Genomic DNA, 15061 nt, shown 5'->3' on the forward strand with positions numbered 1-15061 from the left:
CTCTCCGTACCGGAGCAGGTGTGCTCGATGCTGCCAGCCCGCCGTCTCGGAATCGTTGCCTTCACCGCGGTCCTGCTCGTGCTCACGGGGTGCGTTGAAGGAGAGGAAGCGGAGCGTTGTGGCGATGGCGTGATGACTGGCGCCGAGCAGTGCGACGACGGCAACACCACGGGCGGTGACGGGTGCGAGAACAACTGCACCCTGCCGGTCGTCATCGGCACGGACGCGGCGACGGACGCGGGGCCGCGGACGGATGCGGGCTCGGACGCGGGGCCCTCGGGGCCAGTCTGTGGCGATGCGATCTCCGAGCCACCGGAGCAGTGTGATGATGGCAACACCGTGGAGGGCGATGGGTGCGAGAACAACTGCACCCTGTCGGCCGTCGATGCGGGCACGGAGGCCGCGGACGCAGGTACCCCCGTGGATGCTGGCTTCCCCGAGGATGCAGGCACATGGCCAGATGCGGGTCATGACGCGGGAACCGGCGATGCGGGCACATGGCCGGATGCTGGCTCCGATGGAGGTTGGGAGCCGGGCCCCGACGCGGGCACGGGGCCAGTCATCGAGTGCCCGGGCTCTTCGCTGCCGCCGCCCACGCCGGGAACGTGTTCGGTGACGCCGGGAAGCGCCAGCCGCCTCATCACGGGCGTCATCCTCGCGCCGGACAGGGTCTACAACGGTGGCCAGGTCCTCTTCGAGCCGGACGGTGTCATCCAATGCGTGGGTTGCGATTGCTCCAGCATGTCCGGGGCGGCTTCGGCCACGCGGGTGGTGTGCCCGGAGGGCGTCGTGTCGCCGGGTCTCATCAACCCGCATGACCACATCATCTACCAGGACGGGCCCTTCTCCGGCTTCACCTCGGAGCGTTACGAGCACCGCCACGACTGGCGCATGGGCCAGGATGGCCACACGAGGATCCTGTCCTTCATCTCCAGCAGCGCGGCCATCCGCTGGGCGGAATTGCGTCAGGTCATGGCGGGCACCACCTCCATCGCTGGAGGCGGCGGTGAGAACGGGCTGCTGCGCAACCTCGACAAGCCGAGCACCTCCACGAGCGGCGGCAACCAGGAAGGGCTGGGGGCGGGGGTCAGCGGCCTCAACTACGAGACCTTCCCCCTGGGGGATTCCATGGGCACCGAGCTGACCAGCGGTTGCGCCTATCCGTTCATCGCTCCGCCGAGTGACATTCCGAGCGACTCCGCCTTCCTGACGCACGTCGCCGAGGGTATCGAGACCTCCGCCCTCAACGAGTTCCTCTGCACCTCGGGCGTGGACCCATCCGGGCAGGATCTGCTCGGCTCCCGGACGGCGATCGTCCAGGGAATCGGCCTGCGCGTGCCGGAGATCGGGCGCATGGCCTCCCGGGGCGCGAGCCTCGTCTGGTCTCCGCGCTCCAACGTGGCCCTCTACGGAGACACCGCCCAGGTGGCCATCCACAAGCGGATGGGCGTCAACGTCGCGCTGGGCACGGACTGGTTGACCACTGGCTCGATGAACCTGCTGCGCGAGCTGCGCTGCGCGGACTACCTCAACAGCGTCTACTACAACGCCACCTTCAGCGATGCCGAGCTGTGGTCCCTGGTCACCCGCAACGCGGCCCTGGCCACGCGGACCGCGTCGAAGATCGGTGACCTGAGCCCTGGAAGGATCGCGGACATCGCCATCTTCCGGCTCAACGCCTTCGAGCACTCGCCGCACCGCGCCGTCATCGCCGCCAACCCCGAGGACGTGGTCCTCACCCTGCGTGGAGGCAAGCCGCTCTATGGCGACTCGGCGCTGGTCGAGGCGCTCGGTGCCACCGGCTGCGATGCGCTCGAGGTGTGCGGGGCCTCGCGCCGGGTATGCCTCCAGCCGGAGATCTCGGAGTCGCTCGCCTCCCTCCAGAGCCAGAATCCGGGTGCCTACCCGCTCTTCTTCTGCTCCACGGCGCCCTCGGGCGAGCCCTCGTGCACGCCGAGCCGCGCGTCCACCGATTCGCGCTTCCCCGGCTCCGTGAATGGCTCGACGTCGTACTCGGGCATTCCCGAGCTCCATGACCTCGACGGCGATGGTGTGCCCGATACCCTCGACAACTGCCCCAACTTCTTCAACCCCGTGCGTCCCCTGGACAACGGGATGCAGCCGGACTCGGACGGAGACGGGGCAGGGGATGCGTGCGACGTGTGCCCGCTCGATGCGCACACCCCCTTCTGCGCCTCGCATGATCCCAGCGACGCGGACAGCGACGGCGTGCCCACCTCCAGGGACAACTGCCCCTACACGTACAACCCGGGTCAGGAGGACTCGGATGGCGATGGCCTGGGCAACGCCTGCGATATGTGCCCCGTGTCCAACCCCGATGGCGCGCCGTGTCCGGTGAGCATCTACATGCTCAAGACGCCGGCGAGTGGTTCCTGGCCATGGGTGGGCCAGCGCGTGTCCCTCCATGACGTGCTGGTGACGGGCGTGGGCACCTCGGGCTTCTTCGTCCAGGTGCACCCGGACGAGCCCGGTTACTCCGGCCCCGGATACTCCGGCGTCTTCGTCTACAAGCCCGGCCACACCGTCAAGGCGGGCGACCGGGTGGACATGGGCAATGCGCTCGTCACCAACTACTTCGGGCAGCTGCAGGTCACCGAGCCGGTCAGCCTCGCCATCCGGAGCTCGGACAATTCGTTGCCCGTGCCCATCGAAGTGGCGTCCTGGGAAGTGGCGAGTGGCGGGGGGCGCGCGCGGGAGCTGGAGGGCGTGCTCGTCCGCGTCCGGGGCCTGGAGGTGACGGAGGTCGAGCCGCTGCCCGGCCCGGGAGACTTCAGCCCCACCCACGAGTTCGTCGTGGACGGCGTGCTGCGCGTCAACGACTCCCTCTTCCGGGCTCCCATGCCGGCCGTGGGCGATCTCTACGCGTCCATCACCGGCGTGCTGCAGTGGCGCAACGGCAACTCCAAGCTGGAGCCGCGCTCCAGCGCTGACCTGGCGGTTGACAGGGAGGCCCCAGACACCGTTCGTCACGAGACAGCCAGGTGAAGGAGAAGCTTGTCTCCGGTGTACGTCCGTGAGACCTTGCCCGGCGACACGGGAAGCCGTGTCGTCCATGATCTCCCTTCGCTGAAGACCTCCGCTTCGTGCCGTGACCCTCGGGTGTGACGCTGTCTGTCACGCATGCCGATCGGGTCGTGCCGTGTGTTCGCGAGGAGCGGAGACCCGCCCCCCCTTCATTCATTTCCTCTTGCCGCCGTGCATTCCGCGCGGAGCGCGCCCGTGCGCGGCGTGAACCCATCTCCAACGCAACCGGAGTCCCCATGCAATCCCAGATGCGCAAGCTCAAGTACCACGTGGCCACGACGCTCGACGGCTTCATCGCCGGTGAGGACGACTCGGTCGACTTCTTCCCAGCGAACCTGTCGCCCGAGCACGTGATGGACTACTTCCACTCCCTGTTGGCCGAGTACGACACGGTGGTGATGGGCCGCGGCACCTACGAGCCCGCGCTCAAGGTGGGAATCACCGACCCGTATCCCTCCCTGGAGACCTACGTCTTCTCGCGCACCCTGAAGGACAGCACGGATCCGCACGTGCACATCGTCCGAGAGGACCCCGTCGCCTTCATCCGGGAGCTCAAGTCGCGTCCCGGCACGCAGACCGACATGAGCCGCGCCGTGCGGGCGGCGAAGATGAGCGTCCCCAAGGACATCTACCTGTGCGGCGGCGGACCCCTGGCGGCGGCGCTCTTCGACGCAGGCCTCATCGACGAGGTCATCGTCAAGCTGAATCCGGTGCTGCTCGGCGCGGGAAAGACGCTCGCCCCTCATCTGGCCCGCAAGCTCGATCTCGAGCTGCTCTCGACCAAGGCCTACCGCAACGGGGTGGTGCTCCTGCAGTACGCGGTCAAGCGCTGAGGCCCGGGAGAGGATCGTCCTCGCATGGCGCGGGATCGGGGTATTCTCCCGCGCCATGGTTTCCTCACGTCCTCCCGCAGCCTCCTACGTCATCATCGACGCAGAGAACGTCGACTGGGCCGTGTCCAATGTCGTGGGACGCAAGCCCGAGCCCCAGGATCGCGTGCAGTTCGATCGGCTGGTGGCCTTCTGTGAAGAGCACTTCCCCAAACCCGTGCGTTGCGTGGTGGTGCTGAACGCCCGGGGCGAGCAGTTGCCGGATGTGATGATCGGCTTCGTGCGCGCCCTGAAGACCGCCGGCTGTGACGTGGCGCTCCTCCATGGCCGGTCCGATCAGAAGGTGGTGGACCTGGGCATCCTCAAGCTCCTGGAGGCCATCCGCACCCAGCGCCCCAAGGCGGCGGTCGCGCTCGCCAGCCATGACGGCACGGACTTCGCGGATGCCCTGCGCCTGCTGCTCGAGGAGAAGCGGCAGGTGGCCATCCTGGGGTTGCGCGAGTACATGAGCCAGCGCTTCCGCGAGCTCGTCCCCGCCGGGCTGGAGATCCTCGACCTCGAGCTCAATGCCCGGGTGTTCCAGAGGCCGCTCCCGCGTCTGCTCCCGGTTCGTGTGGACGAGTTCGATCCCACGCTCTTCCTGTAATCCACGGGGGGACGTGGCGTGCCGAAACCCCTGGTGGATGTGGACACGGTGGAGGCTCCGGCCTTCTGTCTCTCCGACGAGCTGTCTCCCTTCACGTCGGCGTGGCATGCCCACCGCAAGCACCAGCTCCTCTACTCGGCACAGGGGGCGTTGCACCTGGAGGTGGAGCAGGCTCAGTGGCTGCTTCCGCCCCAGCGCGCGGCGTGGTTGCGCTCCGGAACGCGGCACCGGGTGCGCGTCTCCCAGCCGGTGAGCCTGCGCACGGTGTACCTGGAGCCGCGGCTGGTGCGCCTGCCTCCCGAGGGCGAGTGCCGGGTGTTCATCATCGAGCCGCTCGCGCGGGAGATGTTGCTGTACTCCACGCGCTGGGGTCCCGAGCGTCCGCCCCGCGAGCCCCTGGCGGACAGCTTCTTCGGGACGCTGGCGCAATTGCTCTCCGAGTGGGCCTCGGAGCCGCGGGCGTGGCGGTTGCCCCGGGCCCGGACGCCGGAGCTGGAGCGGGCCATGGCCTTCACGCTGAAGCACCTGGGAGAGCCCATCTCCTTCGAGGACGCGGCACGCGCCGCGAGGCTGTCCGGGAGGACGCTCTCGCGGCGCTTCGAGGAGGAGGCCCAGACGACGTGGCGGAGGTTCCTCCACGACGCGCGGATGCTGCGGGCCATGGAGCTGCTCGCGGAGGAGGGGGCCCGGGTGACGCAGACGGCCTACGCGGTGGGCTTCGAGAGTCTCGCCGCCTTCACCCATGCCTTCCACGCCTTCACCGGAGAGCGTCCCCGGGACTTCCGGCAGCGGGTGGCCCGAGGCTCGGAGCCCCGGGCCGGAGCGGCACCGGCTACTCGGCGCACGCGAGCGCGTTGACCAGGCCGTAGACGCTGTACTGCACCATGTACGGCAGCGTGTACTGGGGGAAGGTCTGGGTGGCGCGCTTCGTGAGCTCCTCGTAGTGCGGTCCGGGCGAGCCGCCGCACAGCTCCGCCTTGCGCGCTCCCAGCTCCGCCGCGTACGTGGACACCAGGGACTTCATCGTGTCGAGGTACTGCTTCTCCTCGGCGATGGCCGTCTCCACCGGAGCGCTCTCGCCGCGGCCGCCGTACACCGTGGCGCCCTTCCACGCGGCCAGCTCCTCGAGCGCCGCCTTCCAGGAGTCCAGGTCCGGCACCGTCTTGCCCTCGCGCAGGCCTCCCTCCAGCCACGCGTGGGCGCGGTGGTGGACCAGGTCACCCACGACGAGCGCGTTGCGCCTCGGCAGATACGCCACCGTCTGCGTGGTGGTGACACCCGGGTGCTGGAGCACCTTCAGCTCCACCTCGGCACCGCCCTCGAGCGGCAGCTTCAGGCTGTCCTTGAAGGTGACGTCCACCGTGGCCTGCTTGGGGTACGTCTCCTCGGTGAACATGCCGGCGATCTTCGTGAAGTAATACTTCTTGTAGGCGTGGACCGAGGGGATGGCCGCCGCGGTGGCCTCGCTGGCCACCACCCTGGCGCCCTCGCGCTGGAACACCGCCACGCCGTTGAACTTGTCCGGGTTGGGGTGGGTGACGACGACATAACGGATGGGGTTGCCCGTCTTCGCGCGGATGGTAGCGAGCAGCTTCTCCGCCTCGGCCTCGGTGAACTGCGCGTCGAAGACGACCACCTCCGCGCCGGTGTCATAGAAGAACGAGTGCGTGTCGAAGCCGTTGGCGTCACTGGTGTAGCCGGCCAGCGCCGAGTCGATGAGCTTCGGGGCACAGCCGCTCGCGAGCACCGCCGCCAGCACCAGGGTCATCAGGGAGTTGCGCTTCATGGGTTGCGTCCTTTCGTGGGTCCGGGGAGTGGCCCCCGTCGACGTTGAGCAATGTGCCCTGGATGCCCGTGGCGCGCTTTCGCGGGTCGGACAGCTTTTTGTTCCCATCCGCCACAGGCGCGCAATCCCTTCCCCCCGGTCCTTTTCAGCCCTGGCGGCTCACGCCGGTGAGATCTGCTCCACGATGCCGTCGTAGATGCGGATGGTGGAGCCGTCGAACTTCGTGAGCTGGAAGAAGGCGTCGTCCTCGTTGAAGGTGATGCTCATCTCCTGCAGCAGGCCGATGGCCACGGCCTCGCCCAGCGGCAGCGACTCCGTGTAGTCGCTGCGCCAGTGCACGCCCGCCGCGTTGCGGAAGATGGCGATGTTGCCCGCCAGTTTGTTCAGCTCCCCGCCCACCGTGAGCTGCCCCGCGTCCGTCCCCGTATAAGGCACCAGCGAGAGGCCATCCGCACTGGAGATCACCGGGGCCTCGATGAGGGCGCGCTCGTCGAAGAAGGCCTTGAGGATGGTGGCGCATGCCCCGGAGATGGAGGCGTGGCCCGCACCGTAGGACGGGTGCGTGGGGCAGCCCTCCGGGTACGCCTGGGGCAGCAGGTACGAGCCGTACCGCTCCGGGAAGTAGGGCGCCAGCCCTCCCGTGGACAGGGACGTGATGATGGACGTGTGCAGCGGGTAGGTGCGGCGGTTGTTGAACTGACTGTCCACGCGCCCGCCGTACTCCTCGGGACGCAGCCGCCGGTGCACACCCCACTTCTGCCACCACACCGCCCTCCCGGTGCGCCCGGCCACCTCGATGAGCACCTGGAGCAGGTGCACCGGGCCGAAGGTGGCGAAGCCCACCTGCCGGCGTGCGTCACCCGTGGTGCCAGGCGGGTCGTACGGATTGCCCGCGTTGAACGAGAACTCCATGTCCACCTGGGGCCGGCCCGTGCCCGCCGCGTTGCCCAGGTTCTGGTTCCCGCGCGGCTCGGACAGCAGGTAGAAGGCCGCGTTCCACCACACGTTCACCACCTGATCGAAGTGGACGAAGTTGGCCCCGTCCCGCAGGTTGCGGATGAACCGGCGCTGCGTCAGGTCGAACTGGTCCGCGCCCCGGTCATCCCGGCCGTCCTGCACCGGCAGCCAGTCCTCGGTGAAGCGGGTGAGGTAGTCGGCGGCCGCCCCGAGCTGCGGGAAGCCCTTCACCGTCCACTGCCGCTGGTCGATGACCTGCGAGCCGAAGGTGATGTAGCCCTCGGCGGCGTCACGTCCCTGGCCGTCAGGCTTGCGCGGATCCACGTTGCCCTTGAGCAGGAATTGCGACACGTAGGGCCCCGCCTGCTCGCCGGGGTAGATGCCCCGGAAGACGTTCTGCGCGGTGACGGGAGCCGTGCCGCCGAAGAGGGGGAACTCGGTGTTCAGCGAGCTGATGGCCCGGGCGAGGATGCTGCCAGCGGTACCGGCTTCGGTGGCGTAGTTGATGAAGGGCACGTCGCGCGCCAGCGCCATCCAGTACAGCTCGCCCATCTCCGCGGCGGTCTGCGCGCTGTCGAAGCGGGGCGCGGGCGGCTGCGTCAAGGCCTGCGCGTCCGGACCCGCGACGTCGAAGGCGAGCCCCGCCTGCGGGTTGGTGAGCTTCTTGGCCCCCTCCGGCTGGTTGATGCTCTCGAAGTCACTGGGAGCCCGGCTCTCCAGCGCGCGCAGCAGCGTGCCGTAGGAGATGGGCTCCGGGTCACCACAGGAGCAGTGCTTGAGGCCCTTGGAGTAGTTCCCGATGAAGGGCCGATCCGGGTAGTTGACCTCGTCGTTGTTGTTGGCGTGCTCGGAGTGGTACCGCCTGGCGGCGAGCTCCGCGGCCCGCTCGCGTGTGGCCTGGGCGGACAATCTCCGCTCCTCCACACGCCGGGCGGGGCCGGAAGCGGGCGTGTTGAACGAGTCGAAGATGGTGACTCCCGGGGCGGGCATGGGATCGGTGGCGTTCGCTTGCAGCTCGAAGCGGACCGCGGTGAGGTCCATCGGGTTGCTCATGCTGAACAGCGTGGTCCACCGCTGGCCATCCCCCGACACCTCCCAGTAGGTGATGCCCGCGGATTCCCGAAGCTGCCACCAGCGGTGGTGCACCGGGGAGTATGGAACGCGCGCGAGGATGATGGTGCCGCCGACGGTGTGCCTGCATTGCATCTCGCCGTTCGCCCTGATGATGCGCAAGGTGCCGGCGCTGCTGCTCGCGATCAGGTGGGTGTACAGCCCGGCCGGTATGCTCAGCGCCGGGGGCACCTCGACCTTCACCGAGGAACTGGTCAGATCATAGGTGGAGAGAGACCTGTAGCCGACGAACGCGTCGTTCGTGTGGGGCGGTGGCTTGAGTTCGAGCCGCTGGTTGGTCTCCCGTGCCTCACCACTCCCCGAGACACTCCATTTGGACGTGTCCATGGTGTTGTCATTGAAGTTGTCGCTGAACGTATGCGCCTTGGCCATGAATGCTCCCGTTCTCACGCGAGCCGCCGAAAACCTCTGGCCGCCGCGTGAGCATGATTTCTACAGGGCACGTCTGACATTGATTGGCGGGGTGGAAATCGCTTGCGCGAATGGAATCATGAAAGCGTTTGATCCAGGACAATCAAAAACATCCGGGTGATGATGAGGAGGGGAAAGGGTTGTGAGTCTTTCTTTTCGAGCAACTCCGCACAGCCAGGGCCGTGGGCCGATGCGGTTGGCCGCCGTCCGCCTGTCCGCTCCCAGGGGAAGCAGGGAGCTTCACGGAGCGCTGGAAAAGCGCGCGCCGCTCGGGCAATGAACGGGTGTGCGCATCGTCTCCTGGAACGTGAACGGGCTGAGGTCGGTCCACAAGAAGGGCTTCCTGGATTGGCTGGCGGCCGAGAAGGCCGACGTGGTGGGCGTGCAGGAGGTGCGCGCCCGCTCGGAGCAGCTTCCCGAGGAGGTCCGTGCGCCGAAGGGCTGGCGCACCACCCACTTCGTCGCGGCGGAGCGCCCCGGCTACAGCGGGGTGGGCCTCTTCGCGCGCAAGGGGCTGGACGATGTGGAGACGTTACTGGGCGTGAAGGAGATGGACGCCGAGGGCCGGCTCCAGGTGGCCCGTATCGGGCGCCTCACGGTGGTCAACTGCTACTTCCCCAATGGCAACGGGAAGGAGCGGGACAACAGCCGCGTCCCCTTCAAGCTGGACTTCTACCGGCGCCTCTTCGCGCGGCTGGAGAAGGGCCTGCGCGACGGCGAGCGCATCCTGGTGATGGGGGACTTCAACACGGCGCATCAAGAGATCGATCTGGCCCGCCCCAGGGACAACCGGGAGACGAGCGGCTTCCGCCCCGAGGAGCGCGAGGAGCTGGACCGGTGGATCCGCTCGGGCTGGGTGGACACCTTCCGCCACTTCGAGAAGGGCTCGGGGCACTACAGTTGGTGGAGCCAGCGCTTCGGGGTGCGTGAGCGCAACGTGGGCTGGCGCTTGGACTACGTGCTGGCTTCGCCCGGGGCCATGCCCTATGTGAAGCGGGCGGCCATCCACCCCCACATCCTGGGCTCGGACCACTGCCCGGTGAGCGTGGATCTGGACCCCAAGGTCCGGCGCTGATAGGCCGGGAGGCACTCCATGAACGCTCTGCTCTCCATTTATGCGTGGCTGGAAACCGGCCTGGTGGCCCTGACGGGCTTCTGCCTGCAGGCGCCCCTGGTCATCACCTGGCCCTTCGACAAGCGCAAGGTGATCACCGGCCGGGCCTTCCGGCTCATCGGTGTCACCGCCGCCAAGCTCAACCCCTTCTGGAAGTTCGGCGTGCACGGCAACCCGGTGCGCCCCGCGCCCCGGACCGTGGTGGTGAGCAACCACGAGTCCAACGCGGACCCGTTCATCATCTCCTTGCTTCCGTGGGAGATGAAGTGGCTGGGCAAGGCCTCGCTCTTCAAGATTCCCGTGGTGGGCTGGAGCATGTGGCTGGCCGGGGACATCCCCGTGCGCCGCGGCGAGAAGGACTCGGCCCAGGCCGCCATGGCCGTCTGCGCCCGCTGGCTGGACAAGGGCATGCCGGTGATGATCTTCCCCGAGGGCACTCGCTCCAAGACGGAGGATCTGCTGCCCTTCAAGGACGGCGCCTTCCGGCTGGCCATCGAGACGGGAGCCGACGTGCTGCCCATGGCGGTGAGTGGCACGCGCCGCGCCCTGCCCAAGCACTCGTGGCGCTTCGCCACCTCGCGCGCGCTGGTGACGGTGGGCACGCCCATCTCCACCAAGGGCATGACGCTCGCGGACCTGGAGCGGCTCAAGCAGATGGCCCGGGATCAGATCCTCGCGCTCCGGGCCACGCTGATGCCGCTCACCGGTGTCGAGGGCGGGGCGCCCTCCGAGCAGGAGCGGACCGTCACTCCTCCGTGAAGCGCAGCTCGCAGTCGCCCTTGAGCGTGCCGCTGAGGGCCTCTCCGATGATCTTCTGGAAGAACTCCTCTCCGTTGAGGGTGATGGAGAGATCGTTCTTCTTCCCGGCGATGGAAGCCCCCTCGTCGGCCTGAATCCGTCCACCGATGGCGGTCACGTCCCCCGCGACGGTGGCGCCCTTCTGGATGTGGACGTTCCCGTTGATGGCGTTGATGTCTCCGGACACGCGGGCGCCTGCCTCCACTGTCACCTTGCCACGGATGGCCGCCACGTCATTCACCGTGGCGCCCGCGCGCACCACCACGTCCCCGTCGATGGCCACCGCGTCCCGGACCGCGCCCTTGCCATCGACGACCAGGTTCTTGCCCTGGGAGACCAGGTCCCCCTTCTTGACGCTGATGGTGCACTTCGCGTCCTTGTCCTTCGCCTCCGTCTTGGCGTCATCGTCCGCGCGGGCGGCGGCGGGCAGGGTGAGCAGGGCGAGTGTGGTCACGGCGGACAGGAGGGGCCTGGACATGGTGTGTGGACTCCGGGAGAGCGGCCGCTCGAGGCGGCGCATCCCGTCCTACGGGCGTCCCCGGGAATGATTGCGGCGCTGGCCGAGGTGGCTTAGCGGGGGATCGGACGCTCCGGGATTCCACGACACCCCTCATGGTCCGGACGTGTTACGAAGAGGGGCTACCGAGCTGGCCGTGGAGGCGGTGTGATGAAGGATGAGGCTCTGGAGAAGGTCCGCTTCGGGCGTGGGCAGAAGTTCCGGCTCTCCTCGAAAGGAAACGAGGCCGTGTCGGCGTATACCCTCATGGTCGAGAAGGCACGGGGTGGCTCGGGGCGTGCCCAGTTCGACGCGGCCCGGAGTGATTGGAGCGGGCCTCGCGGTCTGTCTTCCGAGGATGGTCTCTATCTCGTGGAGTTCGGAGTGGGGGAGCGGACGCTCTCCGAGGTGACACGCAACCTCGAGGACTGCGCCAGCCCGAAAGAGGTCAAGGTGGCGGTCGAGCGCCTGCTGGAGTGCGGCATGCTCGAGCCGGTGTCCGTGCCGGTCCCACCTCCCGCGCAGCCGCGCCGCTACTGGTAGGCCGCCGAGACCCGGACCCGGGGGCAGGTTGTCCATTCGACGGCCTACATGGTCCGCCGTGCGATTCAGACTGGCGGCTCCCGTAGCGATGTTCACCCATGGCAGTTGCAGGCGGCGGGCAAGGGGGAGGGGACGCGATGGGAGCGCTCAGGGGACTCTGGTTGGGGGCGCTGCTCGTGCCCCTGGCCGCGTTCGCGCAGGACGTATTCGAGAATGTCACGAACTTCAGCCAGACCCGCAGCACGTCCCGTGAACCCACGGTGGCGCTCGTGGGGGCGCATGTCTTCACCGCGTGGATCGACATGCGGACGGGCTATGGGGACGTCTACTTCCGGCAGAGCTCGAACCGGGGCCAGAGCTTCGGCGCGGCCCAGAACCTGAGCGACAGCCATCCCACGCGGGCCTCGGACGTCCGGGTGGCCCGGGTCGAGGGCCACGTCTACGTCGTCTGGGCCGAGGCGGGCATCCGCTTCCGTGTGAGCCACGACTCCGGGGAGACCTTCGGTCCCATCCAGGTGCTGAGCGAGCGCGGCCGGGAGCCCCATCTCGCGGCCAGCGGCGGGAATGTCTACGTGGCCTGGAGCGGCCAGGACGGCGGCCTCTTCCTGCGGAGCAGCCACGATTCCGGCGACTCCTTCGAGCCTTCCATCGCGCTCAGCGAGCAGGCGAAGGACGGCGATCTGGACCTCGCGTCGGATGGCGCCTCCGTCCATGCCGTCTGGGACGATGGTTCCCAGGTGTTCCTGCGCCGGAGCCTGGACGAGGGCCGCTCGTTCGCGCCCACGCAGGTGCTCGATGAGGGGAGCGCCCCGTCGGAGGACGCGAGGCTCGCGCTGATGGGGGCGGGCGTGTTCGTCGTCTGGCGGGAGGGCAGTGGCTGCGACAGTGAGATCGTCTTCCGCCGGAGCGCCACGCGCGGTGAGAGCTTCGAGCCCATCCTGAACCTCAGCCAGAACAGCGTGGCCTCGTTGGATCCGCTGCTCAAGGTGAGTGACCCGTACGTCTACGTCCTCTGGAAGGAGAAGGTGGCGGGCCAGACGGACATCTTCTTCACGCGGAGCGTGAACATCGGGGGGACTTTCGAGGCGCCCAGGAACCTGAGCCAGACCCCGGGCAAGTCGTCGCAGTACGCGCTCTCCTCCTCCGGTGGTGCCGTCCGCATCGTCTGGCGCGACCGGTCCGCGGGCGGGGGCGACATCTTCTATCGCTCCAGTGCCGACCGGGGGGCGAGCTTCGGGCCGATCCAGAACCTGAGCCAGTCCCCCGGGAAGTCCACCTCGCCCGTCATCATCTCCTCGGGCAAGGCCGCCGAGGTGCATGTCCTCTGGGAGGAGGACCTCCCCGGCAACCGGGAGAGCTTCTATCGCCGGGGAGTGTTGGGGCCCTGAGTCACCGGGCCTCCCTCCGTCAGCGCAGCTCCCGGGCGAACTGCGTCCGGTAACGCTCCTGGAGGTCCTTCAGCTCGTTGCTCTTGCCAGCGGTGCGGTACTGCTCCGCCAGCATCTTCCAGGCGTCCGTGTGCGCCGGCTCCAGGGTCACGACGCGCTCGAGGTGTGTCCGGGCTTCCTGGCCCGCGCGCGTGTTCGCCGCCATCCACCCGAGGAGGAAGTGCGCATGGACGGACTCCTCGTGCGCCGCGAGCGCCTTGCGGCAGGCGGTGCGCGCGGGGCCGAGCTGTCCACTCCGCAGTTGCAGCTCGCACTGGAGCACCTGCACCAGGCCCGCCCGGGGGTACTCCTTTGACAGCGCGGCGAGCTGCGTGCGCACCTTGCCCATGGCGCCCTGCTCGAGCTGTGTCTCCAGCGCCTTCGCGGCGCGGATGAACCCACCCTCGCGATCGGCACTCACGCCACTGCGCCCGGTGTCCACGGGCAAGGCCTTCCAGCGTCGCGTTTGCGTGGCCCAGGTGAGCACCTGGGCGGCCTCAGCGTTCCCGGGAGCCTTCGCCGCGGCCTGCTCGGCCCAGGTGACGCAAGCGGCGTTCCGGAAGAGCCCCGCGAGGGCGGCCCACTGCTCCGCCGGGCTCTCGGGTTGGGACTCCAGGTGCTGCCGTATCTTCAACAGGAGCGCCTGCGCTTCCCCGTGGTTCTCCGACTGGAGGTGGAGCGCCGCGAGGTTCATCAGGAGCGGCACCTGATGAGGGAAGCGGGTGATGGCCCCCTCACAGCGCTCACGCGTGGCGGGCAGCTTCGGCGCGGTGCGCACGGCCAGGTAGCACGCCATCACCTGGACCTGCTCGTCGCGGGGGTAGCGCTGCACGAGCGGCTCCAGTTGCTGCACGGCCACCTCGACGCGTCCCTGTTTGTCGAGCGCGAGCACCTCGTCGAGCCGCCGGCGATCGGCCGGGAGGAGGGGCGTGGCGGGTTCCGGGCCCAGGGGCTCGCGTCCAGCCAGGGCACGCTCCGTCCACGCGAGGGCCGACTCCTTCTCCGGTCCCTCCCAGTCCGGCCAGACGGTGTTCGTGAGCAGCGCCTTCAACTCCCGAGCCCAGGTCTGTTGGGCCTCGCGGTCGCGGCGGCCCTGGGGAAGGTGGCGCAGGCTCAGCACGAGGTGCTGCTGGGTCTGGGGCGCGAAGGCCGCCTGCGAGGGCTCGTAGCCGGGGGACATCATCCACTGGGAGTCCTGGACGTGGAACACGCCAAGCGTGTGGGCCCACTCGTGCAGCAGCACCGAGGTCTCCTTGTGCAGCTTGCGCTCGCGGTAGAGGGCCTCGCGCTCGGCATCCGGCAGGTGCTTGAACATGGACAGGAGGGCCTTGCTCTCCTCGGGGTTGTCCATGCCCCGGAGGACGCAGTGCCGGCCGAACAGCCGCGCCATGCCGAGCTGGTGGTGGGAGGTGGTGAAGATGGGCAGCGCCGAGACGAGGCCGATCACCAGGTCCACGTCCTCACCCGGATCGAGCGCCTCCAGCTGATTCAGCGCCACGTCGAGGTCCTGACTCGAGCCCGCGCGGTCCCAGTTGCGTGCCGAGTCCACCTCGAACACCACGCCGAGCGGCCCCTCCACCACGGCACTGGCGCGGCGAAGTTGCGCCTCGATGGCGGGCTGCCAGCGCAGCACCTGGGAGCGGTAGTCGGCGTCGGCGTAGACCCGGACGCGCAGGGTGCGGCGCGGACCGGAGGCGGGCGCCTGGGAGGTGTTCTCCAGGCGCTTGGGCGCGAGTGTTTTCGCGTACTCCCGTTCGTAGTCCACCGGCCGCTTCACGCAGCCGCCTCCTCCGGCGAGCACGAGCACGAGCAGGGTGAAGAGAGCACACAGCGCGCCCTTGAGGCGCGGAGAGACAGGTCGAGCCACGATGGTTTCC

Annotated in this window: 12 protein-coding genes; 8 read left to right on the forward strand and 4 right to left on the reverse strand. The window is 68.6% G+C overall.

Annotated elements, in window-relative coordinates; translation table 11 throughout:
* Positions 1 to 27: 27 nt before the first annotated feature.
* The 4 genes from BO221_RS25785 (at position 28) to BO221_RS25800 (ending at position 5379) form a co-directional block, all read left to right on the forward strand.
* Positions 28 to 3006 carry a DUF4215 domain-containing protein gene (locus BO221_RS25785; protein ID WP_083681361.1) on the forward strand — a complete coding sequence of 993 codons (2979 nt, stop codon included), beginning with the start codon at positions 28 to 30 and terminating at the stop codon, positions 3004 to 3006.
* A 275-nt stretch (positions 3007 to 3281) separates the two neighbouring features.
* Positions 3282 to 3878: a dihydrofolate reductase family protein gene (locus BO221_RS25790; protein WP_233166257.1), complete on the forward strand. Its 597-nt coding sequence runs from the start codon at positions 3282 to 3284 to the stop codon at positions 3876 to 3878.
* A 55-nt stretch (positions 3879 to 3933) separates the two neighbouring features.
* On the forward strand, positions 3934 to 4521 hold the full coding sequence (locus BO221_RS25795; RefSeq protein WP_073563143.1) for an NYN domain-containing protein: 588 nt from the start codon (positions 3934 to 3936) through the stop codon (positions 4519 to 4521).
* 18 nt (positions 4522 to 4539) lie between these two features.
* Positions 4540 to 5379 (forward strand): helix-turn-helix domain-containing protein, encoded by an 840-nt coding sequence (locus tag BO221_RS25800; RefSeq protein WP_073563144.1) that lies wholly within the window; start codon positions 4540 to 4542, stop codon positions 5377 to 5379.
* Here BO221_RS25800 and BO221_RS25805 read toward each other — a convergent pair.
* Both BO221_RS25805 and BO221_RS56400 read right to left on the reverse strand, forming a co-directional pair.
* Entirely contained in the window at positions 5354 to 6307 is a 954-nt protein-coding gene (locus BO221_RS25805; protein ID WP_073563145.1) for an MBL fold metallo-hydrolase, read from the reverse strand. The two genes, BO221_RS25800 and BO221_RS25805, sit on opposite strands and share 26 nt — an antisense overlap.
* 159 nt (positions 6308 to 6466) lie before the next feature.
* On the reverse strand, positions 6467 to 8767 hold the full coding sequence (locus BO221_RS56400) for a vanadium-dependent haloperoxidase (protein WP_233166258.1): 2301 nt from the start codon (positions 8765 to 8767) through the stop codon (positions 6467 to 6469).
* 325 nt (positions 8768 to 9092) lie between these two features.
* Here BO221_RS56400 and BO221_RS25815 point away from each other — a divergent pair, with 325 nt between their 5' ends.
* Both BO221_RS25815 and BO221_RS25820 read left to right on the forward strand, forming a co-directional pair.
* Positions 9093 to 9881, forward strand: coding sequence for an exodeoxyribonuclease III (locus BO221_RS25815; protein ID WP_073563146.1), 789 nt, complete (start codon positions 9093 to 9095; stop codon positions 9879 to 9881).
* Positions 9882 to 9899: 18 nt separating this feature from the next.
* Positions 9900 to 10679, forward strand: a complete 780-nt coding sequence (locus tag BO221_RS25820; protein WP_073563147.1) for a 1-acyl-sn-glycerol-3-phosphate acyltransferase — start codon at positions 9900 to 9902, stop codon at positions 10677 to 10679.
* On the opposite strand, the gene BO221_RS25825 is transcribed toward BO221_RS25820, so the two are convergent.
* Positions 10666 to 11196, reverse strand: a complete 531-nt coding sequence (locus tag BO221_RS25825; protein ID WP_073563280.1) for a polymer-forming cytoskeletal protein — start codon at positions 11194 to 11196, stop codon at positions 10666 to 10668. The two genes, BO221_RS25820 and BO221_RS25825, sit on opposite strands and share 14 nt — an antisense overlap.
* Before the next feature lie 189 nt (positions 11197 to 11385).
* On the opposite strand from BO221_RS25825, the gene BO221_RS25830 reads away from it, so the two are divergent.
* Both BO221_RS25830 and BO221_RS25835 read left to right on the forward strand, forming a co-directional pair.
* Entirely contained in the window at positions 11386 to 11757 is a 372-nt protein-coding gene (locus BO221_RS25830; RefSeq protein WP_073563148.1) for a hypothetical protein, read from the forward strand.
* Between the two features lie 137 nt (positions 11758 to 11894).
* A complete protein-coding gene (locus tag BO221_RS25835; protein ID WP_073563149.1) occupies positions 11895 to 13145 on the forward strand; it encodes a hypothetical protein in 1251 nt (416 codons plus the stop codon).
* A gap of 19 nt (positions 13146 to 13164) precedes the next feature.
* Here the strand turns inward: BO221_RS25835 and BO221_RS25840 are convergent, their stop codons facing one another.
* Positions 13165 to 15051: a hypothetical protein gene (locus tag BO221_RS25840; RefSeq protein ID WP_073563150.1), complete on the reverse strand. Its 1887-nt coding sequence runs from the start codon at positions 15049 to 15051 to the stop codon at positions 13165 to 13167.
* Positions 15052 to 15061: the final 10 nt, after the last annotated feature.

Source organism: Archangium sp. Cb G35, assembly GCF_001896145.1.
Taxonomy (GTDB): domain Bacteria; phylum Myxococcota; class Myxococcia; order Myxococcales; family Myxococcaceae; genus Archangium; species Archangium violaceum.